Origin of the sequence: Citrobacter sp. MGH 55, assembly GCF_016906145.1 — a bacterium.
Lineage (GTDB): Bacteria > Pseudomonadota > Gammaproteobacteria > Enterobacterales > Enterobacteriaceae > Citrobacter_A > Citrobacter_A amalonaticus.
This window is the reverse complement of the sequence record NZ_CP070239.1, coordinates 1,834,274-1,859,342: the sequence shown is the minus strand read 5'-3', so window position 1 is coordinate 1,859,342 and position 25,069 is coordinate 1,834,274. Positions and strand designations below refer to the sequence as shown.

26 protein-coding genes are annotated in these 25,069 nt (G+C 52.9%); 15 read left to right on the top strand and 11 right to left on the bottom strand.

Going from position 1 to position 25,069, the window contains the following annotated elements; genetic code table 11:
- The first annotated feature begins 9 nt into the window (after positions 1–9).
- Positions 10–3,336: a miniconductance mechanosensitive channel MscM gene (gene mscM, locus JTI98_RS07385; RefSeq protein WP_216082086.1), complete on the top strand. Its 3,327-nt coding sequence runs from the start codon at positions 10–12 to the stop codon at positions 3,334–3,336.
- Positions 3,337–3,394: 58 nt separating this feature from the next.
- Here mscM and JTI98_RS07380 read toward each other — a convergent pair whose 3' ends face one another.
- The 3 genes from JTI98_RS07380 to epmA all read right to left on the bottom strand — a co-directional run bounded on the left by JTI98_RS07380 (position 3,395) and on the right by epmA (position 5,826).
- Positions 3,395–3,709 (bottom strand): YjeO family protein, encoded by a 315-nt coding sequence (locus JTI98_RS07380; RefSeq protein WP_216082085.1) that lies wholly within the window; start codon positions 3,707–3,709, stop codon positions 3,395–3,397.
- Positions 3,710–4,420 (bottom strand): hypothetical protein, encoded by a 711-nt coding sequence (locus JTI98_RS07375; RefSeq protein ID WP_216082234.1) that lies wholly within the window; start codon positions 4,418–4,420, stop codon positions 3,710–3,712.
- A 428-nt stretch (positions 4,421–4,848) separates the two neighbouring features.
- Positions 4,849–5,826 carry an elongation factor P--(R)-beta-lysine ligase gene (epmA, locus tag JTI98_RS07370; RefSeq protein ID WP_054177263.1) on the bottom strand — a complete coding sequence of 326 codons (978 nt, stop codon included), beginning with the start codon at positions 5,824–5,826 and terminating at the stop codon, positions 4,849–4,851.
- 323 nt (positions 5,827–6,149) lie between these two features.
- Here epmA and frdA point away from each other — a divergent pair, with 323 nt between their 5' ends.
- The 5 genes from frdA (at position 6,150) to JTI98_RS07345 (ending at position 10,084) form a co-directional block, all read left to right on the top strand.
- Positions 6,150–7,940: a fumarate reductase (quinol) flavoprotein subunit gene (frdA, locus tag JTI98_RS07365; RefSeq protein ID WP_042999171.1), complete on the top strand. Its 1,791-nt coding sequence runs from the start codon at positions 6,150–6,152 to the stop codon at positions 7,938–7,940.
- Positions 7,933–8,667 (top strand): fumarate reductase iron-sulfur protein, encoded by a 735-nt coding sequence (gene frdB / locus JTI98_RS07360; RefSeq protein ID WP_042999170.1) that lies wholly within the window; start codon positions 7,933–7,935, stop codon positions 8,665–8,667. Before frdA ends, frdB begins: the two co-directional genes overlap by 8 nt.
- A 10-nt stretch (positions 8,668–8,677) precedes the next feature.
- Positions 8,678–9,073: a fumarate reductase subunit FrdC gene (gene frdC / locus JTI98_RS07355; RefSeq protein ID WP_042321376.1), complete on the top strand. Its 396-nt coding sequence runs from the start codon at positions 8,678–8,680 to the stop codon at positions 9,071–9,073.
- A gap of 10 nt (positions 9,074–9,083) precedes the next feature.
- Entirely contained in the window at positions 9,084–9,443 is a 360-nt protein-coding gene (gene frdD, locus JTI98_RS07350; protein WP_042999169.1) for a fumarate reductase subunit FrdD, read from the top strand.
- A gap of 107 nt (positions 9,444–9,550) precedes the next feature.
- The gene (locus tag JTI98_RS07345; RefSeq protein ID WP_216082084.1) at positions 9,551–10,084 is read left to right on the top strand and encodes a lipocalin family protein; all 534 of its coding nucleotides are present in this window, start codon (positions 9,551–9,553) and stop codon (positions 10,082–10,084) included.
- Here JTI98_RS07345 and sugE read toward each other — a convergent pair.
- The gene (gene sugE / locus JTI98_RS07340; RefSeq protein ID WP_042321373.1) at positions 10,081–10,398 is read right to left on the bottom strand and encodes a quaternary ammonium compound efflux SMR transporter SugE; all 318 of its coding nucleotides are present in this window, start codon (positions 10,396–10,398) and stop codon (positions 10,081–10,083) included. The two genes, JTI98_RS07345 and sugE, sit on opposite strands and share 4 nt — an antisense overlap.
- Positions 10,399–10,654: 256 nt before the next feature.
- On the opposite strand from sugE, the gene JTI98_RS07335 reads away from it, so the two are divergent.
- On the top strand, positions 10,655–11,245 hold the full coding sequence (locus JTI98_RS07335) for a LuxR C-terminal-related transcriptional regulator (protein WP_044328366.1): 591 nt from the start codon (positions 10,655–10,657) through the stop codon (positions 11,243–11,245).
- Between the two features lie 33 nt (positions 11,246–11,278).
- On the opposite strand, the gene ecnB is transcribed toward JTI98_RS07335, so the two are convergent.
- From ecnB to efp, 3 genes are all read right to left on the bottom strand, one after another.
- Positions 11,279–11,425, bottom strand: coding sequence for a lipoprotein toxin entericidin B (ecnB, locus tag JTI98_RS07330; RefSeq protein ID WP_042999166.1), 147 nt, complete (start codon positions 11,423–11,425; stop codon positions 11,279–11,281).
- A gap of 108 nt (positions 11,426–11,533) precedes the next feature.
- Positions 11,534–11,668: an entericidin A/B family lipoprotein gene (locus tag JTI98_RS07325; RefSeq protein WP_042999165.1), complete on the bottom strand. Its 135-nt coding sequence runs from the start codon at positions 11,666–11,668 to the stop codon at positions 11,534–11,536.
- Positions 11,669–11,731: 63 nt separating this feature from the next.
- Entirely contained in the window at positions 11,732–12,298 is a 567-nt protein-coding gene (gene efp, locus JTI98_RS07320) for an elongation factor P (RefSeq protein WP_042999164.1), read from the bottom strand.
- Positions 12,299–12,339: 41 nt separating this feature from the next.
- On the opposite strand from efp, the gene epmB reads away from it, so the two are divergent.
- A complete protein-coding gene (gene epmB, locus JTI98_RS07315) occupies positions 12,340–13,368 on the top strand; it encodes an EF-P beta-lysylation protein EpmB (RefSeq protein WP_104445968.1) in 1,029 nt (342 codons plus the stop codon).
- Between the two features lie 161 nt (positions 13,369–13,529).
- Positions 13,530–14,396 (top strand): YjeJ family protein, encoded by an 867-nt coding sequence (yjeJ, locus tag JTI98_RS07310; RefSeq protein WP_216082083.1) that lies wholly within the window; start codon positions 13,530–13,532, stop codon positions 14,394–14,396.
- Positions 14,397–14,562: 166 nt separating this feature from the next.
- Here yjeJ and JTI98_RS07305 read toward each other — a convergent pair whose 3' ends face one another.
- The 3 genes from JTI98_RS07305 to JTI98_RS07295 all read right to left on the bottom strand — a co-directional run bounded on the left by JTI98_RS07305 (position 14,563) and on the right by JTI98_RS07295 (position 17,058).
- Positions 14,563–14,916, bottom strand: a complete 354-nt coding sequence (locus JTI98_RS07305; RefSeq protein ID WP_042999161.1) for a DUF4156 domain-containing protein — start codon at positions 14,914–14,916, stop codon at positions 14,563–14,565.
- Between the two features lie 158 nt (positions 14,917–15,074).
- Positions 15,075–16,721, bottom strand: coding sequence for a chaperonin GroEL (groL, locus tag JTI98_RS07300; protein ID WP_003025464.1), 1,647 nt, complete (start codon positions 16,719–16,721; stop codon positions 15,075–15,077).
- Between the two features lie 43 nt (positions 16,722–16,764).
- Positions 16,765–17,058, bottom strand: a complete 294-nt coding sequence (locus tag JTI98_RS07295; protein ID WP_000027827.1) for a co-chaperone GroES — start codon at positions 17,056–17,058, stop codon at positions 16,765–16,767.
- 272 nt (positions 17,059–17,330) lie between these two features.
- Between JTI98_RS07295 and yjeH the strand changes: the two genes are divergently transcribed.
- A complete protein-coding gene (gene yjeH / locus JTI98_RS07290) occupies positions 17,331–18,581 on the top strand; it encodes an L-methionine/branched-chain amino acid transporter (RefSeq protein ID WP_109739545.1) in 1,251 nt (416 codons plus the stop codon).
- Between the two features lie 53 nt (positions 18,582–18,634).
- Here yjeH and JTI98_RS07285 read toward each other — a convergent pair whose 3' ends face one another.
- Positions 18,635–19,111: an FxsA family protein gene (locus JTI98_RS07285; protein WP_042999159.1), complete on the bottom strand. Its 477-nt coding sequence runs from the start codon at positions 19,109–19,111 to the stop codon at positions 18,635–18,637.
- 340 nt (positions 19,112–19,451) lie between these two features.
- Between JTI98_RS07285 and aspA the strand changes: the two genes are divergently transcribed.
- The 5 genes from aspA (at position 19,452) to JTI98_RS07260 (ending at position 25,067) form a co-directional block, all read left to right on the top strand.
- Positions 19,452–20,888: an aspartate ammonia-lyase gene (gene aspA / locus JTI98_RS07280; protein ID WP_042999158.1), complete on the top strand. Its 1,437-nt coding sequence runs from the start codon at positions 19,452–19,454 to the stop codon at positions 20,886–20,888.
- A gap of 114 nt (positions 20,889–21,002) precedes the next feature.
- Positions 21,003–22,304 (top strand): anaerobic C4-dicarboxylate transporter DcuA, encoded by a 1,302-nt coding sequence (gene dcuA / locus JTI98_RS07275; RefSeq protein ID WP_042999157.1) that lies wholly within the window; start codon positions 21,003–21,005, stop codon positions 22,302–22,304.
- A gap of 119 nt (positions 22,305–22,423) precedes the next feature.
- The gene (gene cutA, locus JTI98_RS07270) at positions 22,424–22,771 is read left to right on the top strand and encodes a divalent cation tolerance protein CutA (RefSeq protein ID WP_044257253.1); all 348 of its coding nucleotides are present in this window, start codon (positions 22,424–22,426) and stop codon (positions 22,769–22,771) included.
- The gene (locus JTI98_RS07265) at positions 22,747–24,456 is read left to right on the top strand and encodes a protein-disulfide reductase DsbD (RefSeq protein ID WP_216082082.1); all 1,710 of its coding nucleotides are present in this window, start codon (positions 22,747–22,749) and stop codon (positions 24,454–24,456) included. The genes cutA and JTI98_RS07265 overlap by 25 nt, the downstream gene beginning before the upstream one ends.
- 35 nt (positions 24,457–24,491) lie before the next feature.
- The gene (locus tag JTI98_RS07260; protein WP_044327889.1) at positions 24,492–25,067 is read left to right on the top strand and encodes a transcriptional regulator; all 576 of its coding nucleotides are present in this window, start codon (positions 24,492–24,494) and stop codon (positions 25,065–25,067) included.
- Positions 25,068–25,069: the final 2 nt, after the last annotated feature.

Genomic DNA, 25,069 nt, shown 5'->3' with positions numbered 1-25,069 from the left:
GACGTTGCTGTGCGCCTGATTATCGCGTTTCTGATGGCCTGGTGCCTCAGCCAAGGGGCGTACGCTGCAACCGCCCCCGACGCCAAACAAATCACTCAGGAACTGGAGCAGGCGAAATCCGCAAAGCCTGCTCAGCCTGATGTTGTTGAAGCCCTTCAGTCTGCGTTGAACGCGCTCGAGGAACGTAAAGGTTCTCTCGAACGCGCACAGCAATATCAGCAGGTTATCGATAATTTCCCGAAAATGTCCGCCAGCCTGCGCGCGCAGTTAACCAACCTGCGCGATGAACCCCGCAGCGTATCGCCGGGCATGACGACTGATGCGCTGAATCAGGAAATTCTCCAGGTCAGTAGCCAGTTGCTGGAAAAAAGCCGTCAGGCCCAGCAGGAGCAGGAACGCGCCCGTGAGATTGCCGACTCATTAAGCCAACTGCCTCAGCAGCAAACCGATGCCCGCCGACAGCTCAACGAAATTGAACGCCGTATTGGCAGCGCCACCGGCAACACCCCGCTCAACCAGGCGCAAAATTTCAGCATGCAGGCTGAATCCGCCGGCCTGAAAGCGCTGGTTGATGAGCTGGAGCTGGCGCAGTTGTCGGCCAACAACCGTCAGGAACTGGCGCGTATGCGCTCGGAACTGGCGGAAAAACAGAGCCAGCAACTGGATGCGTATTTACAGGCGCTGCGCAATCAGCTCAACAGCCAGCGCCAGCGTGAAGCCGAACGGGCGCTGGAAAGTACCGAGTTACTGGCGGAGAACAGCGCTGATTTACCGCCGGATATTGTCGCCCAGTTCAAAGTGAACCGGGAACTGTCAGCCGCGCTGAATCAGCAGGCGCAGCGCATGGATCTCGTCGCCTCTCAGCAACGTCAGGCCGCCAGCCAGACTCAGCAGGTACGTCAGGCGTTGACGACGTTGCGTGAACAGTCGCAATGGTTAGGCTCGTCTAACCTGTTGGGTGAAGCGTTACGCGCCCAGGTGGCACGTCTGCCGGAAATGCCCAAACCCCAGCAGTTGGATACTGAAATGGCGCAACTGCGCGTCCAGCGTCTGCGCTATGAAGATCAGCTCAATAAGCAGCCTCAGCTGCGCCAGCTCCATCAGGCGGACGGGCAGCCGCTCACCGCTGAACAAAACCGTATTCTTGAGGCGCAACTGCGCACCCAACGTGAGCTGCTGAATTCGCTGTTACAGGGCGGCGACACGCTGATCCTCGAACTGACCAAGCTGAAGGTCTCCAATAGCCAGCTTGAAGATGCGTTGAAAGAGGTGAACGAAGCGACCCACCGCTATCTGTTCTGGACCTCAGACGTTCGCCCAATGTCATTTTCCTGGCCAATAGATATCGTGCAGGATCTGCGTCGGCTGATCTCACTCGACACCTTCAGCCAGTTAGGTCAGGCCAGCGTGATGATGCTGACCAGCAGAGATACCCTGCTGCCACTGTTTGGCGCGTTGATTCTGGTCGGGTTCAGCATTTACTCGCGTCGCCACTTTACCCGTTTTCTGGAGCGTTCTGCCGCCCGAGTGGGCAAGGTGACGCAGGATCACTTCTGGCTGACGCTTCGTACCGTGTTCTGGTCGATACTGGTGGCCTCGCCGCTGCCAGTACTGTGGATGACGCTGGGATACGGACTACGCGAGGCCTGGCCTTATCCGCTTGCCGTCGCGATAGGCGATGGCGTCACGGCGACGGTGCCGCTGCTGTGGGTAGTGATGATTTGCGCGACATTTGCCCGGCCCAATGGCCTGTTTATCGCCCACTTCGGCTGGCCGCGCGAACGCGTGTCGCGTGCGATGCGTTATTACCTGATGAGTATCGGGCTTATCGTACCGCTAATCATGGCGCTCATCATGTTCGATAACCTGAACGATCGGGAGTTCTCCGGCTCGCTCGGTCGCCTGTGCTTTATGCTGATTTGCGGCGCGCTGGCGCTGGTCACCCTGAGCCTGAAAAAAGCCGGGATCCCGCTCTATCTCGATAAAGAAGGCAGCGGCGACAATATCGTGAACAGCATGCTGTGGAACCTGATGATAGGCGCGCCGGTGGTGGCGATACTGGCTGCCGCCGTGGGTTATCTGGCGACGTCACAGGCGCTGCTGGCGCGACTGGAAACCTCCGTCGCCATCTGGTTCCTGCTGCTGGTGATTTACCACGTCATTCGCCGCTGGATGCTGATTCAGCGTCGCAGACTGGCCTTTGACCGTGCCAAGCACCGCCGCGCGGAAATGCTGGCCCAGCGCGCCCGTGGTGAAGAAGAACCGGCTCATTCAACCAGTCTGGAAGGGACCATCGACGTTGATGAGAGCGAAGTTGATCTTGATGCTATCAGCGCCCAGTCGCTCCGTCTGGTGCGCTCCATCCTGATGCTGATCGCCCTGCTGTCGGTCATTGTGCTGTGGTCGGAAATTCACTCCGCATTCGGCTTCCTCGAAAACATCTCGCTGTGGGACGTCACCTCGACGGTGCAAGGGGTTGAAAGTTTAGAACCCATTACGCTGGGCGCGGTGCTGATCGCGATTCTGGTGTTTATCATCACCACCCAACTGGTGCGTAATCTGCCTGCGCTTCTCGAGCTGGCGTTGCTACAACACCTCGATCTCACGCCGGGTACCGGCTATGCCATTACCACCATCACCAAGTACCTGCTGATGTTAATTGGCGGTCTGGTGGGCTTCTCGATGATCGGGATTGAGTGGGCGAAACTGCAATGGCTGGTGGCGGCACTCGGCGTCGGTCTGGGCTTTGGTTTGCAGGAAATTTTCGCCAACTTTATCTCCGGCCTGATCATCCTGTTTGAAAAGCCGATTCGTATTGGTGACACCGTGACCATTCGCGATCTGACAGGCAGCGTAACGAAGATCAATACCCGCGCGACGACCATCAGCGACTGGGACCGCAAAGAGATCATCGTGCCGAACAAAGCGTTTATCACCGAGCAGTTCATCAACTGGTCGCTGTCTGATTCCGTGACACGCGTGGTGCTGACCATTCCGGCCCCATCCGATGTGAACAGCGAAGAGGTGACGCAAATCCTGCTAACCGCCGCACACCGCTGCTCGTTAGTCATCGATAACCCGGCGCCAGAAGTCTTCCTTGTGGACTTACAACAGGGGATTCAGATCTTCGAACTGCGTATCTATGCCGCCGAGATGGGTCATCGCATGCCACTGCGCCATGAAATCCACCAGTTGATTCTGGCAGGCTTCCGCGAGCACGGTATCGATATGCCGTTCCCGCCATTCCAGATGCGTCTGGAAAGTTTGAATGGCCGACAAACAGGGAAAACGCTCAGTTCTGCCGGCAGAAGAAGTCGTCCGGCGGGGAGTTTGTAAATCGTTTGTACGTGTATCAGCAGAGGTTGGTTGTATTCTATCAGCCAATCTCTACTTTTTAGAGGCATAAATGATATCGAATAATAAAACGCCATAACCAAAAACTCAGCAGAGTTAACACAACAAAATATTGCCAAATACGGCGATGTTTTTTCCATATAATCACATAGAGGAATGGAATAAAGAGAGGTAGTGTTATGAACATTCCAGCTTCGCGAATATCGTCATTTTCAATATACATCATGACATCACAGATGTTTTTAATCTCCCTTCCATCGATAAACCATTCCTTACTTTGCGTTGATAACATGGTTATCAATAAAATACAAACCACACCTCCTATAAAATTCAAAACAAAGGCTTTCCAGTTCATTTAATTTCCTCGCAAAATCTTTTGTAGAATATCTTTCTTTTCTATAATTCGCCGGCCATATTCACTATATTCACGATCTGGAGAGCCCGGTAATTCACTAATCGAGAGAATAATATCTTGTTTGGCCCGAATAATTCCGCGATTATATCTGGACCCCGCTAATATAATTTGCTCATCAGTCAGGTGAAGAGTATCAGTATCTGGATTATCATAGAGAATAAGGTCATGTAAATGGAATGCTACAACACGAATGTTAAAACTGTCATCGAGTAAGCATTGTGATAACCTAAATTGCTGAAAATGCGAAAGCGTGTTTGGGTGAATACCGATTGTTCTGGCAGCGACGCCTATCTGGATCGCGATAGAACCAACAGATGTTGCATTGGACAACTCATTGTTGTTCTTTCCCAGGATCTCTTCAATTACTTGTCTGAATTGCAGAACGCCAACACCTTTGAATCTCTCCGGAGTTCCCCCTACTTCAGCAACCGCAACACCCGCAAGGAGTAATTCAGGTATTCGCGCTTCATAAGTATATTGTTTAATTTTTATTCGATGATATACTAACCAGGCTGTTTTGTAATACCAAAGATATGCTTTTCCTGTCATAAAATGCCAATTAGTAGGCAACGCATACCAACGGAAACAATCCCAACCATTCCAATGAGGGAAACCATATTCATCAATATCACAAAAAGGAGGCGAACTGATCACGATAACAACCCTATGATAGACCTCACTATTGAAAAGACAATAGCTCTTTCGTAACTACTCAGGATGGGATAGACATCACAATTATAAAAACGCATGTCAGCCTAACACAATCTTATTACAATAAGATATTCAAGCCATCTATAAACACAAGAAAATATATAATGCTGTTTATATATTCACACAGCGCGTTATATATAAAGAACAATATAGCTTCTGCAATTAATGTCCATCTAATGATTAAATAAATATCTTGTGTAAAATAAATATATGATGAAGTCGTTCATACTAACCATCTACAGCGACTTAACGTTGAAACCTTAAGGTAGAAGTTACAAAAATAAAATGTGGGCGTTAAATATTAACTGAAAAGCATTCTTTAAAGCGGCGAGAAAAAACACGCCGCTTTGCTTTTTTGATTGAACAAGTTATGCGCGATCAACAGTAAACGCGATCACTTCCGCGAGGCTTTCTGCGCCCAGCGCCAGCATCACCAGACGATCCACACCCAGTGCGACGCCAGAACAGTCCGGCATGCCAACTTTCAACGCCTCAATCAGATTATTATCGATCGGCTGCTGCGGCAGTCCGCGCGCGGCACGCTTACGGTTATCCTGTTCAAAACGTTGCTGCTGTTCACGCGCATCCGTCAACTCATGGAAACCATTCGCCAGTTCAATTCCTTTGTAGTAGACCTCAAAACGCTCTGCCACACGGTGATCTTCCGTACTGATCTGCGCCAGTGATGCCTGGCTTGCCGGGAAGTGATACACAAACGTCGGTTTCTCTTTACCAATGTGCGGCTCAACGCCCATCGCAAACAGCAGTTGCAGTAAGGTATCGCGATCTTCTTCCGTATCGGCAATGTTGCTTAAATCCAGCTTTGCGGCAACTTCACGCAGCTGCGTTTTATCCGCAGACAGCGGATCAATCTCCAGATGACGCTGGAACGCTTGTTGATAAGAGAGGCTCTCCGCCGCCGGGCATTCCAGCACCTGCTGCAACAAATCATCCACTTCGTTCATCAACCGGTACATGTCGTAATGGGGACGATACCACTCGAGCATAGTAAATTCGGGGTTGTGATGACGCCCCATCTCTTCATTACGGAAGCTACGACACAGCTGAAAGACCGGACCACACCCTGCCACCAGCAGACGCTTCATGTGATATTCCGGGCTGGTCATTAAATAGAGGTTCATCCCTTGAGAGTGACCGGGGCCGACGAAACGCGTTTCGAACGGGAACAGATGAATGTCTGTGACCGTCGCCTGGCTCATGCAGGGCGTCTCAACCTCCAGCACGCCGCGATCGGCAAAGAAACGACGAATTTCCGTCATAATTGCCGCGCGTTTTAACAGGTTAGGTATGGACGCGCTCGGCTGCCAGGTTGCCGTTTCGCTCATGGTTCTTTCTCCAGTTTAAGACAAGGGCACGAAGTCTACTCGTAACGCGGCAATGAAACAAATTTTGCTCAGGAATACTCCGACACGGCTGAAGAGTTAAAAAACCGTAAAGCGATGGTTTAGTAATTAAATTAATCAAGATCACTGATAATTCCGGCCTCTGACACGCTAAAAAAATCGAACACGTCAAATTTCCCACTCATCGCAGAGACTATACTGTTGTACCTATAAAGGAGCAGTGGAAACGCATTCGCACCCCACCTGTTTCAGGGGTTTTACCCGAAATATGTGGTGGCGAAATTACAATAATCTGGAGGAATGTCGTGCAAACCTTTCAAGCCGATCTTGCCATTATAGGCGCCGGTGGCGCGGGATTACGCGCTGCAATTGCCGCAGCGCAGGCAAATCCTAATGCAAAAATCGCACTGATTTCAAAAGTGTACCCAATGCGCAGTCACACCGTGGCTGCTGAAGGGGGCTCAGCTGCTGTCGCCCAGGATCATGACAGCTTCGACTACCATTTTCACGATACGGTAGCGGGCGGAGACTGGCTGTGTGAACAGGATGTCGTGGATTATTTTGTCCACCACTGTCCTACCGAAATGACCCAACTGGAACAATGGGGCTGCCCGTGGAGTCGTCGCGAAGACGGTAGCGTCAACGTTCGTCGCTTTGGCGGGATGAAAATTGAGCGTACCTGGTTTGCTGCGGATAAAACCGGCTTCCATATGCTGCATACCCTGTTCCAGACTTCTCTGCAGTTCCCGCAGATCCAACGCTTTGACGAACACTTCGTCCTGGATATCCTGGTCGATGATGGTCATGCTCGCGGCCTGGTGGCGATGAACATGATGGAAGGCACGCTGGTACAGATTCGTGCTAACGCGGTAGTAATGGCGACAGGCGGCGCAGGCCGTGTGTATCGCTATAACACCAACGGCGGCATCGTGACCGGTGACGGCATGGGCATGGCGCTGAGCCACGGCGTTCCACTGCGTGACATGGAATTTGTTCAGTATCACCCGACCGGTCTGCCGGGCTCCGGTATTCTGATGACGGAAGGCTGTCGTGGTGAAGGCGGTATTCTGGTCAACAAAAACGGCTACCGTTATCTGCAGGATTACGGCATGGGTCCGGAAACTCCGCTGGGCGAGCCGAAAAACAAATATATGGAACTCGGTCCGCGCGACAAAGTTTCTCAGGCTTTCTGGCACGAATGGCGTAAAGGCAACACCATCTCCACGCCGCGTGGCGATGTTGTACATCTCGACCTGCGTCATCTGGGCGAGAAGAAACTGCTGGAACGTCTGCCGTTCATCTGTGAACTGGCGAAAGCCTATGTGGGCGTCGATCCAGTGAAAGAACCGATTCCGGTGCGTCCGACCGCGCACTACACCATGGGCGGTATCGAAACCGATCAGAACTGCGAAACCCGCATCAAAGGTCTGTTTGCCGTCGGCGAATGTTCTTCTGTGGGTCTGCACGGCGCGAACCGTCTGGGCTCTAACTCTCTGGCTGAGCTGGTGGTCTTTGGTCGTCTGGCAGGCGAGCAGGCGATGGAGCGTGCAGCAACGGCGGGCACTGCTAACGACGCCGCCCTTGACGCACAGGTTGCTGGCGTTGAACAACGTCTGAAAGACCTGGTCAACCAGGAAGGTAACGAGAACTGGTCGAAGATCCGCGACGAAATGGGGCTTTCGATGGAAGAAGGTTGCGGTATTTACCGTACACCGGAACTCATGCAGAAAACCGTGGATAAGCTGGCCGAACTGCAGGAGCGCTTCAAGCGCGTTCGCATCACTGACACCTCCAGCGTATTCAATACCGATCTGCTGTACACCATCGAGCTGGGTCACGGCCTGAACGTCGCTGAGTGTATGGCGCATTCCGCGCTGGCGCGTAAGGAATCACGCGGCGCACACCAACGTCTGGACGAAGGTTGCACCGAACGTGACGACGTCAACTTCCTCAAACATACTCTCGCCTTCCGCGATGCTGATGGCACGACTCGCCTCGACTATAGCGACGTGAAAATCACCACGCTGCCGCCGGCAAAACGTGTTTACGGTGGCGAAGCGGAAGCAGCCGATAAGAAGGAGAAGGCTAATGGCTGAGATGAAAAACCTGAAAGTTGAGGTGGTGCGTTATAACCCTGAGACCGACACCGCGCCGCACAGTGCTTTCTATGAAGTGCCTTATGATGAAACCACGTCACTGCTGGATGCGCTGGGCTACATCAAAGATAACCTGGCGCCAGACCTCAGCTATCGCTGGTCCTGCCGTATGGCGATCTGCGGCTCCTGCGGCATGATGGTCAACAACGTGCCGAAACTGGCGTGCAAAACCTTCCTGCGTGATTACACCAACGGTATTAAGGTGGAAGCGCTGGGTAACTTCCCGATTGAGCGCGATCTGGTCGTCGATATGACGCACTTTATCGAAAGTCTGGAAGCAATTAAGCCGTACATCATCGGTAACCCGCGTACGCCGGATCAGGGGCCAAATATCCAGAGCCCGGCGCAGATGGCGAAGTATCACCAGTTCTCTGGTTGCATCAACTGTGGTCTGTGCTATGCCGCATGTCCGCAGTTCGGCCTGAACCCTGAGTTCATCGGACCGGCTGCAATTACCCTGGCGCATCGTTACAACGAAGATAGCCGCGACCACGGTAAGAAGGAGCGTATGGCACAGTTGAACAGCCCGAACGGCGTATGGACCTGTACTTTCGTGGGCTACTGCTCCGAAGTTTGTCCGAAGCACGTCGATCCGGCGGCTGCCATTCAGCAGGGTAAAGTAGAAAGCTCGAAAGACTTTCTTATCGCTACCCTGAAACCACGCTAAGGAGTGCAACATGACGACTAAACGCAAACCCTATGTGCGGCCGATGACGTCCACCTGGTGGAAAAAATTGCCGTTTTATCGCTTTTACATGCTGCGCGAAGGCACAGCCGTTCCAGCAGTTTGGTTCAGCATTGAGCTGATTTTCGGCCTGTTCGCACTGAAGCATGGTGTCGAATCCTGGGCGGGCTTCGTCGGTTTTCTGCAAAACCCGGTGGTGGTGATCCTCAACGTGATCGCCCTGGCTGCAGCATTGCTGCACACCAAAACCTGGTTTGAGCTGGCGCCGAAAGCCGCCAACATCATCGTAAAAGACGAAAAAATGGGGCCAGAGCCGATCATCAAAGGTCTCTGGGCGGTTACTGTGGTGGCGACCGTAGTCATACTGTTTGTTGCCCTGTTCTGGTAAGGAGTCCGGGATGATTAATCCAAATCCAAAACGTTCTGACGAACCCGTATTCTGGGGTCTGTTTGGCGCAGGCGGTATGTGGGGTGCGATTATCGCGCCAGTGATGGTTCTGCTGGTGGGGATTCTGCTGCCGCTGGGTCTGTTCCCGGGCGATGCCCTGAGCTATGAGCGTGTTCTGGCGTTTGCTCAGAGCTTTATCGGCCGTGCTTTCCTGTTCCTGATGATTGTCCTGCCGCTGTGGTGTGGCTTACACCGTATGCACCACGCGATGCATGACCTGAAAATCCATGTGCCGGCTGGCAAATGGGTGTTCTACGGTCTGGCAGCCATCCTGACCGTCGTCACGGCGATTGGCATTCTGTCCGTCTAACGTCATCCGCCCTCTTGTCTGCTGATAAGAGGGCGTTTTTATCATTCCCGCCATTATTTCCCCCGCCAGGTTCTACACTTAGGAAAAAACACCCTAAGGATAAAACTATGCGCCTGCTCCCCATCGTTGCCGCTGTAACCGCTGCGTGTCTGGTGGTCTCCTGTAGTACCCCAACCCCGCCACAGGGCGTTACCGTGGTGAATAACTTCGATGCCAAACGCTATCTCGGAACCTGGTACGAAATTGCCCGCTTTGATCATCGCTTTGAACGCGGACTGGAGAAGGTCACGGCGACTTATAGCCAGCGCGATGACGGTGGCCTTACTGTCATCAATAAAGGCTGGAATCCGGACAGGAACAGATGGCAGCAAAGTGAAGGAAAAGCCTATTTTACCGGTGACCCAAGCCGCGCAGCGCTGAAGGTTTCGTTCTTTGGGCCTTTCTACGGCGGGTATAACGTTATCGCGCTCGACAGAGAGTACCGACACGCGCTGGTCTGCGGCCCGGATCGCGACTACTTGTGGATACTCGCCCGCACGCCAACCATTTCTGACGAAATGAAGCAGCAGATGCTGGCCGTCGCGACCCGGGAAGGGTTTGATGTCAATAAACTTATCTGGGTGAAGCAGCCCGGCGATTAGTGGGTGCTTAATTTCAGACCAATAATACCGACAACGATTAACGCCAGACTTGCCAGACGCATGGGATTGGCCGATTCGCCCAGCAGCAGAATACCGGTGATGGCGGCACCGACGGCGCCAATCCCTGTCCACACGGCATACGCGGTACCCACGGGTAGCGTTTTCATCGCCCACGCAAGGAGCGCCATACTGACGATCATCGCGGCAATGGTGATGATACTCGGTGTCAGGCGACTAAAACCGTGGGTATATTTCAGCCCCACCGCCCAAACGACTTCAAGCAGACCGGCGATTAATAAGATTATCCAGGACATATCAGGCTCCAGAGAAATGGGGCCGTCCCCGATGAAAGAAGCGTTCGCAGGTCGTCCTGCAAAGCTGAAGGTGGAAAAAACATTCTTGCCCGAGCGGCGGTGAATTTCAACATTTTTATCTTTCCGCACCTAAAAGCTTGAATTAGGCGCATTTCGCTGCGTATTTTGCGCATTCAGCACTCATCCGACTTCTCTATGATGGGACGCTTTCTGAAGTCAGGAAGCCATTTGCCTTACTTCTGAATGCGAAAACGCTATGTTGAAAATATTAGTGATTGACCGTTGCCACTTCACCCGCACAGGGATCGAGGCATGGCTTAATCATTCCGAACTCTTTAATACGTCGTTTCTGGTCTCTGGGCTCAATAATCTCTTACTGGTTAAAGAGCACATCCAGCAGTGGAAACCTCACCTGGTTATTGCGGACTTATACGGTTTTCTCAACGACACCCTGTCGGCCGAGTCCATTGCCCCATTTTTACTCGCCTGCGGCAGCAGTCCGTTGATATTACTGGAGTCAGGAGGCGTGATGGTAGAGACGCAGCGCTATCCTGTCTGTGCGTCATTAACCAAGCAGGTCTCTTTGGCGATACTGGCTGAAAATATCCACAACGCCCTGCTGAGCGGCTCGGTATCGGAAGCGCCCGGCAATGCCTCGACGCTGCTTACACCACAAGAAGAGAAAGTACTGACGATGTGGATGGAGGGGGCGAGTAACAACGCTATTGCCTGTGCGCTCAGTATTCATGGCAAAACGGTGTACACCTACAAACGCAATATCCGCATGAAGTTACACATGGATAATCGCTTTTCGCCGTTTCTTGCGCCAGCCGAACTGAAAAATTAACGGCACGACAACACTGCCGTACCGTTTTCACCGTTACTGCTGAGCTTTGGTTGCTGCGCCTGAAATAGCGTTGCCGCCGTCGGAGATGTCTTCGCCCACACCACGTGTGGTGTTACACGCAGTCAACACGGAGGAAAGTACTAACACAGAAAAGATCGCTGCAATTGTCTTTTTAACCATAACGTCTTCCTTTTCTAGCCAATGTTATTTGTGTAGTGCCACTTAATCATAGACAAGATCCCGAACAATGCCGGGAGATAGACGCTTTTTAGGACGATGAGAAGAAAATTAACTGGCCGCGTGGGAAATGGAATTGCCGAGGTGCTTAATATCCTCACCAAAGCCGCGCGCGGTATTGCAGCCCGCCAGCAACGAGGTGGTGAGAAGAATCAGTGTTACAAGACCGAGAAGACGTTTCATCATTCCTGCCCTGGATAAACAATGGCGCAGCAAAGTTGCTGCACCATAATGAGCTAAACGCGCGGATTATTTAACGCGGGAAACGTATTCGCCTGAACGCGTATCCACTTTAATCACTTCGCCAATCTGAACGAACAGAGGCACTTTAACTACGGCGCCAGTAGACAGCGTTGCTGGCTTACCACCTGTACCAGCGGTATCGCCTTTCAGACCCGGATCGGTATCAACGATTTCCAGTTCAACAAAGTTCGGCGGCGTCACGGAGATAGGCTGACCGTTCCACAGGGTCACGATGCACTCAGCCTGATCCAGCAACCATTTTCCGCTATCGCCAATCGCTTTAGCATCTGCGGAAAGCTGCTCGAAGGTTTCGTTGTTCATGAAGTGCCAGAACTCGCCGTCGTTGTACAGGTAAGTCAGGTTCATATCTACAACGTCAGCGCCTTCAGCAGAGTCAGTCGACTTGAAGGTTTTCTCAACGCGAGTACCGGTCAGCAGGCGACGCAGTTTCACGCGCGCAAAAGCCTGACCTTTACCTGGTTTAACGAATTCGCTGGCTTCAACCGCATAAGGTTCGCCGTCCAACATGATTTTAAGACCAGCACGAAAATCGTTGCTATAGTACGTTGCCATAAGGCCCTCTGAAAATTGTTAACTGGTAGCTAAGCCACAAAATGGCGCATATTGTAACCCTAAATACCCCATCCAGAGAAGATTGGTTATCGCAACTTGCCGATGTTGTGACCAATCCCGATGAACTCCTGCGTCTTTTGAATATAGACGCAGATGAAAAACTGTTGGCTGGACGCGACGCCAAACGGCTGTTCGCCCTGCGCGTGCCGCGTGCATTTATCGCACGTATGGAAAAAGGCAATCCTGACGATCCGCTTTTACGTCAGGTACTTACCTCCGAAGATGAGTTTATTACCGCGCCGGGTTTCTCCACCGATCCGCTGGAAGAACAGCATAGCGTCGTACCGGGACTGCTGCATAAATACCGTAACCGGGCGCTGCTGCTGGTGAAAGGCGGCTGTGCGGTAAATTGTCGCTATTGCTTCCGTCGCCACTTTCCGTACGCCGAAAATCAGGGAAATAAGCGAAACTGGCAGACGGCGCTGGACTACATTAACGCGCACACCGAGCTGGATGAGATCATTTTCTCCGGCGGCGATCCGCTGATGGCCAAAGATCATGAGCTGGACTGGCTGCTCACACAACTGGAAGCCATTCCCCATATCAAACGACTGCGTATTCACAGCCGCCTGCCCATCGTCATCCCTGCGAGGATTACGGAGGGGCTGGTTGCCCGCTTCACCCGTTCTTCGCTGCAGATCCTGCTGGTTAATCACATTAACCACGCTAACGAGGTGGATGACGCGTTTCGACAAGCAATGGCGAAACTACGCATCGCAGGCGTTACGCTGCTCAATCAGAGCGTCCTGTTGCGTGGCGTCAATGATAACGCGCAGACGCTGGCGAACCTAAGTAATGCGCTGTTTGATGCGGGCGTCATGCCCTATTACCTGCACGTGCTGGATAAAGTGCAAGGGGCGGCGCATTTCATGGTGACGGATGATGACGCGCGCCAGATTGTGCGTGAACTGCTCACCCTGGTCTCGGGTTATATGGTGCCCAAACTGGCGCGGGAAATTGGCGGCGAACCGAGTAAAACGCCACTGGATTTACAACTGCGTCAACAATAACCTCGCAATCAGGTGTCCGTATCCGGACACCTGTCGCCAAAACCCCGGATTCCCCCATTCTGTATGCTATTTTAGCGACACCTTGCGAACTATATATTTAAAAATCATATGTATAAGTCGCAACTAATCGCTGAATTTATTATTGGTGAGGGAGAACCGTTATGGCTATCAGTATCAAAGGAGTGAATACGGGTGTTATTCGTAAAGCGAACGAATTCATCGCGCTGGCGCTGAAAATTAAAGAGCTAAGGAACAAGGAATCGCTGTTTTTTCTACCTGCGCTGGAATTACGCGATCTGCTGATTGCCGTGGAAAGTCGTCTGTACCAGAAACAGCAACTGAACGCTGCCGAACGTCAGCACTACGAAAAAACGCGCGATGCTATCAGCAAGAAAATGCAGGAAAACATTCCCGCGATGGTGGAAAACGAACTTCGACATGCGGATATTCATCGTCGTGTCACCGCCGTCGCCTTAACTGACGCGAGTGGTGACAACATCACACTGACCTTCACGCTTCACGATGGCACAACCTGCGACCTGCGGGTGAACGAATTGCAGATTGATACTTTGGTGTATGCCATTATTCGGGCGATAGAGAACGCGGGTATGCGGGAACTGGCACTGAGGATCTCCTCGTTGCTGGATTTTTTGCCGCTGTACGATGCGGACTGTCTGGACCATGAGCGACTGGAATACGACGCCTACACGCAGTCAGAGTGGAAACACGCGCTTTTCACGCATTATCTTGCGGTACTTTATCGTTTTACGGATGAAACAGGAAAGGAACGGTTCTGCGGCGCTGTCGTGAAAACCCGCGTTCCATCGGGTAGTAAAGAGGCGGAAGCCATTTCCCGTCGTGTACTCGACTTTAGCCCGAGGCTGAAAAAGCTGGCAGGTAAACCGTGTCAGGTCTCTGTCAGAACGCTGACGGCCAATAAAGCGCATACGCTGACCCAGGAGCAATGCCTGCGCGCGCTACATCATTTACGGGTTCAGTCCGTTAACGCCGCAACACAGCACGCCTGATGGCGCTACGCTTATCAGGCCTACGACATAACTTCGAGTCATTACACAAAATCATTCAATCAGAATCGCGGCGGCAAGCGAAGAAATCCCCAGGAGCATAGATAACTATGTGACTGGGGTTTCACAGCGCAGCCAACAAAGAGGCTGGTTGAAGGATGAAGTGTAATCAATTAGGGCACTTATAAACCTGGCCAATCATCTCACTGGCGGTCGGGACAAAGCTGGATAACATGCCCTGGCTCGGGCTGCTGACGCCATAAATCACGTTGCCGCCCATCGCTGCTGCCTGGTTGCGCAGGTCATTTGCCGCACCACGCATAGAACCGCCTTCTTCACCGTGCTGACCTGAAAGCCAGTTGCTTTGCTTCCCGGTGGCCGTGCCAATCAACTGACATTCAGCGCCTGGCTTCTCTTCCACAAAGCGAACGCTTTGCCCTGCGGAACTCAGTTCGTTGCTGGAGCTACAACCCGCCATCAGTAGCGCGGCACCGACGATCCCTGCTAAATATTTCACGTGCATGTTATTCCCCATAATCAATGAGCTGGACGTTTTGTCCGTCACTGAATCTTATACTAAAAAGATGACCAAAAGAAAAACCCCCGAACATTTCTGCCCGAGGGTTTCTCATTTCTGGGAGATTAACACCCTGCAGCCTGAAGGATGCAGGGTGTAGGCGATTACATCATGCCGCCCATACCACCCATGCCGCCCATACCACCAGCAGCACCTAAGTCAGGCGCGTCGCCTTTCGGCAGGTCGGTTACCATGCACTCGGTGGTGATCATCAGGCCAGCCACAGAAGCCGCGTACTGCAGAGCAGAACGGGTGACTTTGGTTGGATCCAGGATACCCATATCGATCATGTTGCCGTATTCTTCGGTCGCTGCGTTGTAACCGTAGTTGCCATCACCCGCTTTCACGGTGTTAGCGACAACAGACGGTTCTTCGCCGCAGTTCAGAACGATCTGACGCAGCGGAGATTCCATTGCGCGCAGCGCAACTTTGATACCGACGTTCTGATCTTCGTTCTGACCTTTCAGGCCAGCGATTTTGGAGGCTACGCGAATCAGCGCCACGCCACCACCGGCAACCACGCCTTCTTCTACCGCAGCACGGGTCGCGTGCAGGGCATCTTCAACGCGGGCTTTTTTCTCTTTCATTTCAACTTCAGTCGCAGCACCAACTTTGATGACTGCCACGCCGCCTGCCAGTTTCGCTACGCGCTCCTGCAGTTTTTCGCGGTCGTAGTCGGAGGTGGCTTCTTCGATCTGCTGACGAATCTGAGTCACACGACCCTGGATTGCCGCTTCGTCACCCACGCCATCGATGATGGTGGTGGTGTCTTTGTTGATCACAACGCGTTTTGCCTGACCCAGGTCTTCCAGCGTTGCTTTTTCCAGCTCCATACCGATCTCTTCAGAGATCACGGTACCGCCAGTCAGAGTCGCGATATCCTGCAGCATCGCTTTACGACGATCGCCGAAACCAGGAGCTTTAACCGCAGCCACTTTCACGATGCCGCGCATGGTGTTAACCACCAGCGTTGCCAGCGCTTCGCCTTCCACATCTTCAGCGATGATCAGCAGTGGTTTGCCTGCTTTCGCAACGGCTTCCAGAACCGGCAGCATTTCGCGGATGTTGGAGATTTTCTTGTCAGCCAGCAGGATGAACGGGCTTTCCAGTTCTACTGCGCCAGTTTCCGGTTTGTTGATGAAGTACGGTGACAGGTAGCCACGGTCGAACTGCATACCTTCAACGACGTCCAGTTCGTCCTGCAGACCGGTACCGTCTTCCACGGTAATCACGCCTTCTTTACCGACTTTGTCCATCGCTTCTGCGATCAGTTTACCTACGGTTTCGTCGGAGTTAGCAGAGATGGTACCCACCTGAGCAATGGCTTTAGAGTCGGAGCACGGTACGGACAGCGCTTTCAGTTCTTCAACCGCAGCCGCAACCGCTTTGTCGATACCACGCTTCAGGTCCATCGGGTTCATACCCGCAGCAACGGCTTTCAGACCTTCGGTGATGATGGACTGAGCCAGTACGGTCGCAGTGGTGGTACCGTCGCCTGCTGCGTCATTCGCTTTAGAGGCGACTTCTTTCACCATCTGCGCGCCCATGTTTTCGAACTTGTCTTCCAGTTCGATTTCACGTGCTACGGAAACACCATCTTTAGTGATGGTCGGTGCGCCGAAGGATTTGTCCAGAACGACGTTACGGCCTTTCGGACCGAGGGTGACTTTCACTGCGTCTGCCAGTACGTTTACGCCGCGCAGCATTTTCACACGAGCGTCGTTACCGAATTTTACGTCTTTAGCTGCCATTTTCTCTTTCCCTTAAATTCGTATGTTCAGTGTCGTTCGCGGATTACGCTTCAACAATTGCCAGGATGTCGCTTTCAGACATGATCAACACTTCTTCATTGTCGATCTTCTCAGATTTCACACCGTAACCATCGTTGAAAATCACGATGTCGCCGACTTTCACGTCCAGCGGTTGCACGGTACCGTTATCCAGGATGCGACCCTTACCGACAGCGATGATTTCGCCACGAGTTGATTTACCCGCTGCAGAACCGGTCAGAACGATGCCGCCAGCAGATTTGGACTCAACTTCTTTACGTTTAACGATCACGCGATCATGTAACGGACGAATACTCATTGATAGCTCTCCTTTGAGAAAGTCATTATCAGTTATGGGTGACGCCGGCCCGCTAAGGTTCCCGGCTAGTGACCAGAGAGATGGGGATGGGTTTTTGCCCCTTCAAGGGGCAATGTGAAAAAAAATTCTGATCAGCAAAAAATCCTGTAAAAACCCTACTTACCTCACATTTCTCGCCTATTTAATCGCTGGCGTCATAAGCAAATATGATTGTGATAACATCGAAAACCTGCGCAGTGGCCTGGCATTCAGGCGCAAACGGATAACAACTCATGAGTGGACTGAAACAAGAGCTTGGATTGGCTCAGGGTATTGGCCTGTTGTCGACATCATTATTGGGAACAGGCGTGTTTGCCGTCCCGGCCCTGGCGGCACTGGTAGCAGGCAACAACAGCCTGTGGGCCTGGCCAGTTTTGATTGTGCTGGTGTTTCCCGTTGCGATTGTGTTTGCCCTGCTAGGCCGACATTACCCCAGCGCAGGCGGCGTCGCACATTTCGTCGGCATGGCGTTTGGCCCACATCTTGAACGGGTCACCGGCTGGCTGTTTTTGTCCGTCATTCCCGTGGGTCTTCCCGCCGCGCTGCACATTGCCGCCGGGTTTGGTCAGGCGATGTTTGGCTGGCACGGCTGGCAACTATTGCTGGCCGAACTGGGTACCCTGGCGCTGGTGTGGTTTATCGGTTCACGCGGCGCGAGCTCCAGCGCAAACCTGCAAACGGTGATTGCCGGTCTGATCGTGGCGCTGATTGTCGCTATCTGGTGGGCTGGCGACCTCACACCGGCAGAGATTCCTTTCCCTGCGCCAGCCGATATTGAAATGTCGGGGTTATTCTCCGCGCTATCGGTGATGTTCTGGTGCTTCGTCGGTCTGGAAGCGTTCGCCCATCTGGCCTCAGAATTCAAAGACCCCGAACGGGATTTCCCGCGCGCACTGATGATGGGTCTGCTGCTGGCCGGTTCGGTCTATTGGGCCTGCACCGTTGTGGTTCTGCACTTTGATGCCTATGGCGAAACGATGGCAGCGGCGGCCTCATTACCGGAAATTGTCGTGCAATTGTTTGGCGTTCAGGCGCTGTGGGTAGCCTGTGTGATCGGTTATCTGGCCTGCTTTGCCAGCCTCAATATTTATATTCAGAGTTTTGCCCGTCTGGTGTGGTCACAGGCGCAATACAAACCGGACCATTATCTGGCCCGTCTCTCCTCTCGTCATATTCCACGCAACGCGCTCAATGCCGTGCTGAGCTGCTGCGTGGTCAGTACGCTGTGCATTTATGCGTTAGAGATCAATCTCGATGCGCTCATCGTCTATGCCAACGGCATCTTTATCATGATCTATCTGTTGTGCATGCTAGCAGGGTGTCGCCTGTTGAAAGGGCGGTATCGCGCGCTGGCGATGGTGGGCGGATTACTATGCCTTCTGTTACTGGCAATGGTCGGCTGGAAGAGTCTGTATGCGCTGATTATGTTGGCGATACTGTGGCTGTTTTTGCCACAACGAAAAAAGGTTGAACATCACTTATAGGCCGGTTCTACGAAAATGCCCGGTGGCGCTTACGCTTACCGGGCCTACGGGAATCAGTCGCGACGATCGTCTTTGTGTTCGATACGGTCACGTTCTTCATCTTTGCGCTGGAACTCACCGTCAAAGGTGTCGCCACCGCCGGTTCCGGCGCTAAAGCCGCCACCCGGCATCCGGGAAAAACGCAAATGCGGCAGCAGCTTCATCGTCAGATGCTTCTGCACCGGTGGTAATAAAAGAAGAAGACCGAGGAAGTCGGTGAAAAAGCCTGGCAACAACAGCAACAGACCCGCGATGATCAGCGAAACACTCTTGATCATCTCTTCAGCCGGGCTCTCTCCTGCCGCCATTTTCTGCTGCATCAGCAAAAAGTTCTTAAATCCCTGGTTGCGTACCAGCGACATGCCGATGACCGAGGTGAAGATCACCAGTATGAGCGTCATCAGTACACCCATCACATGGGCAACCTGAATAAAGATAGAAATCTCAATATAAACATAGAGAAAGACTGCAAGTAACGGTATCCAGCGCAAAAGGATTCTCCTCAAACGACCGCCGTGATGCCCACGTCGGCCCGAAAATAGTTGCGATTCGCATTAGTCGGATGTAGGGGTAGTTCGCAAAATTTCAAGCTATTTGTACACTTATTTTTAGAGATAATCCTAAAGCGGTGACCTATTTCACAAAATAATAATTAAGGAGTAATTTACCACACTTAAAGTGATCCAGATTACGGCACAATTTCTGAAGCAGAATATGATCTCGTTGACCAGACCGATGTAGGGGATAATCGTCGGTCAAGAAACAATCGAAACCACATATATTCTGTGTGTTTAGTGCATTCATTGGCAGCTTTAAATAAAGAAGGTTCACATGTTAAACAACATTCGTATCGAAGAAGATCTGTTGGGTACCAGGGAAGTTCCAGCCGAAGCCTACTATGGTGTTCACACTCTGAGAGCGATTGAAAACTTCTACATCAGCAACAACAAAATCAGTGACATCCCTGAATTTGTGCGCGGCATGGTAATGGTTAAGAAGGCCGCTGCTCTGGCAAACAAAGAGTTGCAGACCATCCCTAAAAGTGTAGCGAACGCCATCATTGCTGCATGTGATGAAGTCCTGAATAACGGCAAATGCATGGACCAGTTCCCGGTAGACGTTTACCAGGGCGGTGCAGGCACCTCCGTTAACATGAATACCAACGAAGTGCTGGCCAATATCGGGCTGGAGCTGATGGGTCACCAGAAAGGTGAATATCAGTACCTGAACCCGAACGACCACGTGAACAAATGTCAGTCTACTAACGACGCCTACCCAACCGGTTTCCGCATCGCCGTTTACGCTTCTATCGTAAAACTGGTCGATGCTATCAACCAACTGCGTGAAGGCTTTGAGCGTAAAGCTGTCGAATTCCAGGACATCCTGAAAATGGGTCGTACCCAGTTGCAGGATGCGGTTCCGATGACCCTGGGTCAGGAATTCCGTGCTTTCAGCGTACTGCTGAAAGAAGAAGTGAAAAACATCGAGCGTACCGCTGAACTGCTGCTGGAGGTTAACCTCGGCGCAACGGCTATCGGTACCGGTCTGAATACCCCGAAAGAGTACTCTCCGCTGGCAGTACAGAAACTGGCGGAAGTCACTGGCTTTGCCTGCGTTCCTGCTGAAGACCTGATCGAAGCGACCTCTGACTGCGGCGCTTACGTGATGGTACACGGCGCGCTGAAACGCCTGGCGGTGAAGATGTCCAAAATCTGTAACGACCTGCGCTTGCTCTCCTCTGGCCCACGTGCCGGCCTGAACGAGATCAACCTGCCGGAACTGCAGGCGGGCTCTTCTATCATGCCAGCGAAAGTGAACCCGGTTGTACCGGAAGTCGTCAACCAGGTGTGCTTCAAGGTCATCGGTAACGACATCACCGTCACCATGGCGTCTGAAGCCGGTCAGCTGCAGCTGAACGTGATGGAGCCAGTGATTGGTCAGGCGATGTTTGAATCGATTCACATCCTGAGCAACGCCTGCTACAACCTGCTGGAGAAATGTGTTAACGGTATTACCGCTAACAAAGAAGTGTGCGAAGGGTATGTCTACAACTCTATCGGCATCGTCACCTACCTCAACCCGTTCATCGGCCACCACAACGGCGACATCGTCGGTAAGATTTGTGCCGAAACCGGTAAGAGCGTACGTGAAGTGGTGCTGGAGCGCGGTCTGTTGACTGAAGCTGAGCTGGACGATATTTTCTCCGCGCAGAACCTGATGCACCCGGCTTATAAAGCAAAACGCTATACTGATGAAAACGAACAGTAATCGTACAGGGTAGTACCATGGAGGGCACGTCAGATGACGTGCCTTTTTTCTTATAAGAAGTTACTAAATAACAACAATTTAATATCAACTTGTTAAACAACAAGGAAGGCTAATATGATAGTTGTCGAACTTATCATTGTTTTGCTGGCAATCTTTTTGGGCGCCAGACTTGGGGGCATCGGGATTGGATTTGCAGGTGGACTGGGTGTTCTGGTTCTTGCCGCTATCGGCGTGAAACCGGGTAACATTCCGTTCGATGTGATTTCCATCATCATGGCGGTTATCGCTGCTATCTCCGCGATGCAGGTTGCGGGCGGTCTGGACTATCTGGTTAACCAGACAGAAAAACTGCTGCGTCGGAATCCAAAATACATCACGATCCTTGCACCGATCGTGACCTATTTCCTGACTATTTTTGCAGGCACCGGGAACATCTCCCTGGCAACGCTGCCGGTTATCGCTGAAGTGGCGAAGGAACAGGGCATCAAGCCTTGCCGTCCGCTCTCCACCGCGGTGGTTTCCGCTCAGATAGCGATCACTGCATCGCCTATCTCTGCTGCGGTCGTCTACATGTCTTCGGTCATGGAAGGCCATGGCATTAGCTACATCCACCTGCTGTCTGTGGTCATTCCGTCCACGCTGCTGGCGGTGCTGGTAATGTCCTTCCTCGTGACCATGCTGTTCAACTCCAGGCTCTCTGACGATCCGGTATACCGCAAACGTCTGGAAGAGGGTTTGATTGAGCTGCGCGGTGAGAAGCAGATCGAAATCAAACCTATGGCCAAGAACTCCGTCTGGCTGTTCCTGCTGGGCGTAGTGTGCGTAGTGGTTTATGCGATCATCAACAGCCCGAGCCTCGGTCTGGTTGAGAAACCGCTGATGAACACCACCAACGCTATCCTGATCATCATGCTGAGCGTCGCGACGCTGACCACGATCATGTGCAAAGTGGAAACCGACGCCATCCTCAACTCCAGCACCTTCAAAGCCGGTATGAGCGCCTGTATTTGTATTCTGGGCGTTGCATGGCTGGGTGACACTTTCGTGTCTCACAATATTGACTGGATCAAAGACACTGCAGGTGAAGTGATTCAGGGCCATCCGTGGCTGCTGGCTGTCATCTTCTTCTTTGCTTCTGCACTGCTGTACTCTCAGGCGGCAACCGCTAAAGCACTGATGCCGATGGCGCTGGCGCTGAACGTTTCTCCGCTGACTGCCGTTGCGTCTTTCGCTGCAGTTTCTGGTCTGTTCATTCTGCCTACTTACCCAACGCTGGTTGCGGCGGTACAGATGGATGACACCGGGACAACGCGTATCGGTAAATTTGTCTTTAACCACCCGTTCTTCATCCCTGGTACGCTGGGTGTGTTACTGGCGGTTTGCTTCGGCTTCCTGCTGGGCAGTTTCATGCTGTAAGTGTTACCTGCGGGGCGTGTTCACGCCCCGCATTTCCCTCCCCTTTGTCTAACATCCTTCCCTCGTCCGTTGTATAGTGACCACTCTTTTGCCGGTCATTCTGTTCATTCGAGGTGTTTATGCATGATGTGAGTCGTCAGGATATCGCCCTCTCCGATGCCGTTGTTGTACTCTGTACCGCGCCGGATGAAGCCACCGCCCAGGATCTGGCGGCCAAAGTGCTGGCAGAAAAACTGGCGGCCTGCGCCACGATTATTCCCGGTGCCACCTCGCTGTATTACTGGGAAGGAAAACTGGAGCAGGAATACGAAGTCCAGATGATCTTAAAAACCTCGGTGGCACACCAGGACGCCTTACTCGATTGCCTGAAGTCTCATCACCCGTATCAAACGCCCGAGCTTCTGGTTTTACCCGTTACCCACGGAGACAGTGATTACCTCTCATGGCTCAACGCATCCTTACGCTGATCCTGCTTTTTTGCAGCACATCGACTTTTGCCGGACTTTTCGACGCGCCGGGTCGCTCGAATTTTGTCCCTGCTGACCAGGCCTTTGCCTTTGACTTTCAGCAAAACCAACACGATCTTAATCTCACCTGGCAGGTGAAAGACGGGTATTACCTGTATCGCAAGCAGATCAGTATTACCCCTGCACGGGCGGAAATCGCGGAAGTGACGCTGCCAGCGGGCGTCTGGCATGAAGATGAGTTCTACGGGAAAAGCGAAATCTATCGCAATACGCTCACCATTCCGGTCACCGTCAACCAGGCGCAGTCTGGCGCCACGCTAACGGTCACGTATCAGGGCTGTGCCGATGCGGGTTTCTGTTATCCGCCGGAAAGCAAAACCGTGCCGCTAAGTGAAGTGACCGCCAGCGCGAAGCCGAAACCAGTGGCGCCAGCAGCAATACAGCAACCGCCGCAGCCGGAGCAAGCGCCAGCTCAGCTCCCCTTCTCCGCCCTGTGGGCGCTGCTGATCGGTATTGGTATCGCTTTTACCCCCTGCGTACTGCCGATGTATCCACTGATTTCCGGCATCGTACTGGGCGGTAAACAGCGTCTTTCCACCGGACGCGCACTGCTGCTGACATTCATCTACGTACAGGGGATGGCGCTGACCTATACCGCGCTGGGGCTGGTGGTGGCCGCCGCCGGATTGCAGTTCCAGGCGGCTCTTCAGCATCCGTATGTCTTAATCGGCCTGGCAGTGGTCTTTACCCTGCTCGCCCTGTCGATGTTCGGCCTGTTCACCCTGCAACTGCCATCGTCGCTGCAAACGCGCCTCACGCTGATGAGTAACCGTCAGCAAGGCGGTTCTGCGGGTGGCGTGTTTGTGATGGGCGCGATTGCCGGGCTGATTTGTTCGCCGTGTACCACCGCACCGCTGAGCGCCATTTTGTTGTATATCGCTCAGAGCGGGAATCTGTGGCTCGGCGGCGGTACGCTGTATCTCTATGCACTAGGGATGGGGCTGCCGCTGATGCTGGTCACCGTCTTTGGTAACCATCTGCTGCCGAAAAGCGGGCCGTGGATGGCGCAGGTCAAAACGGCGTTTGGCTTTGTTATTCTCGCGCTGCCGGCCTTTTTGCTGGAGCGCATCATCGGCGATACGTGGGGCTTACGCCTGTGGTCGCTGCTGGGCGTGGCTTTCTTTGGCTGGGCGTTCATTACCAGCCTGCAAGCAACGCGTAGCTGGATGCGCATCGTGCAGATAATCCTGCTGGCGGCGGCGCTGGTCAGCGTGCGTCCGCTCCAGGACTGGGCGTTTGGCACGACGGTGACCCAGACACAGGCGCATCTGGACTTCAAACCGGTGGCAAGCGTTGAGGAGCTTAATCAGGCGTTGGCCAAGGCGAAAGGCAAACCGGTGATGCTGGACCTGTACGCCGACTGGTGCGTCGCCTGTAAAGAGTTTGAAAAGTACACCTTCAGCGATCCACAGGTCAAACAGGCGCTGGGCGATACGGTACTGTTACAGGCTAACGTCACCGCCAATAACGCACAGGATGTGGCGCTGTTGAAGCATTTGCAGGTATTAGGACTGCCAACCATCCTGTTCTTTGATACGCAAGGTCAGGAACACCCGCAGGCACGGGTGACGGGCTTTATGGATGCGGCGACATTTAGTGCGCATTTGCGCGATCGCCAACCGTGAGCGACACTTTCAGAGGTAAAGACGGAGGAATGACCGTGCAACGTGAAGATGTCCTGGGAGAAGCCCTAAAATTACTCGAGATCCATGGGATTGCGAACACCACACTGGAGATGGTGGCCGAGCGCGTAGATTATCCGCTCGTTGAAATGCAGCGTTTCTGGCCGGACAAAGAGGCCATTCTGTATGACGCGCTGCGCTATCTCAGCCAACAGGTGGATATCTGGCGTCGCCAGCTGTTGCTGGATGACACCCTGAGTGCCGAGCAAAAGCTGCTGGCCCGCTACACGGCGCTGGCAGAGTGCGTGAGTAACAATCGTTACCCGGGCTGCCTGTTTATCGCCGCCTGTACGTTTTATCCCGATCCGTCGCACCCCATTCATCAACTGGCAGATCAGCAAAAAAGCGCGGCGCACGATTTCACTCACGAACTGCTGACCACGCTGGAGATTGACGATCCGGCAATGGTGGCTAAACAGATGGAACTGGTGCTGGAAGGCTGTCTGAGCCGCATGCTGGTCAATCGCAGCCATGCGGATGTGGAGACGGCGCATCGTCTGGCAGAAGATATTCTGCGCTTTGCCCAGTGCCGCCAGGGCGGTGCGCTGACCTAAGC

Bases quoted from the DNA above. Each gene is read 5' to 3' on its own strand.
- JTI98_RS07380 (WP_216082085.1), bottom strand. From the start codon at position 3,709: ATGAACTGGAAAGCCTTTGTTTTGAATTTTATAGGAGGTGTGGTTTGT.
- epmA (WP_054177263.1), bottom strand. From the start codon at position 5,826: ATGAGCGAAACGGCAACCTGGCAGCCGAGCGCGTCCATACCTAACCTG.
- frdB (WP_042999170.1), top strand. From the start codon at position 7,933: ATGGCTGAGATGAAAAACCTGAAAGTTGAGGTGGTGCGTTATAACCCT.
- frdC (WP_042321376.1), top strand. From the start codon at position 8,678: ATGACGACTAAACGCAAACCCTATGTGCGGCCGATGACGTCCACCTGG.
- frdD (WP_042999169.1), top strand. From the start codon at position 9,084: ATGATTAATCCAAATCCAAAACGTTCTGACGAACCCGTATTCTGGGGT.
- JTI98_RS07345 (WP_216082084.1), top strand. From the start codon at position 9,551: ATGCGCCTGCTCCCCATCGTTGCCGCTGTAACCGCTGCGTGTCTGGTG.
- sugE (WP_042321373.1), bottom strand. From the start codon at position 10,398: ATGTCCTGGATAATCTTATTAATCGCCGGTCTGCTTGAAGTCGTTTGG.
- JTI98_RS07335 (WP_044328366.1), top strand. From the start codon at position 10,655: ATGTTGAAAATATTAGTGATTGACCGTTGCCACTTCACCCGCACAGGG.
- ecnB (WP_042999166.1), bottom strand. From the start codon at position 11,425: ATGGTTAAAAAGACAATTGCAGCGATCTTTTCTGTGTTAGTACTTTCC.
- JTI98_RS07325 (WP_042999165.1), bottom strand. From the start codon at position 11,668: ATGATGAAACGTCTTCTCGGTCTTGTAACACTGATTCTTCTCACCACC.
- efp (WP_042999164.1), bottom strand. From the start codon at position 12,298: ATGGCAACGTACTATAGCAACGATTTTCGTGCTGGTCTTAAAATCATG.
- epmB (WP_104445968.1), top strand. From the start codon at position 12,340: ATGGCGCATATTGTAACCCTAAATACCCCATCCAGAGAAGATTGGTTA.
- yjeJ (WP_216082083.1), top strand. From the start codon at position 13,530: ATGGCTATCAGTATCAAAGGAGTGAATACGGGTGTTATTCGTAAAGCG.
- JTI98_RS07305 (WP_042999161.1), bottom strand. From the start codon at position 14,916: ATGCACGTGAAATATTTAGCAGGGATCGTCGGTGCCGCGCTACTGATG.
- groL (WP_003025464.1), bottom strand. From the start codon at position 16,721: ATGGCAGCTAAAGACGTAAAATTCGGTAACGACGCTCGTGTGAAAATG.
- JTI98_RS07295 (WP_000027827.1), bottom strand. From the start codon at position 17,058: ATGAGTATTCGTCCGTTACATGATCGCGTGATCGTTAAACGTAAAGAA.
- yjeH (WP_109739545.1), top strand. From the start codon at position 17,331: ATGAGTGGACTGAAACAAGAGCTTGGATTGGCTCAGGGTATTGGCCTG.
- aspA (WP_042999158.1), top strand. From the start codon at position 19,452: ATGTTAAACAACATTCGTATCGAAGAAGATCTGTTGGGTACCAGGGAA.
- dcuA (WP_042999157.1), top strand. From the start codon at position 21,003: ATGATAGTTGTCGAACTTATCATTGTTTTGCTGGCAATCTTTTTGGGC.
- cutA (WP_044257253.1), top strand. From the start codon at position 22,424: ATGCATGATGTGAGTCGTCAGGATATCGCCCTCTCCGATGCCGTTGTT.
- JTI98_RS07265 (WP_216082082.1), top strand. From the start codon at position 22,747: ATGGCTCAACGCATCCTTACGCTGATCCTGCTTTTTTGCAGCACATCG.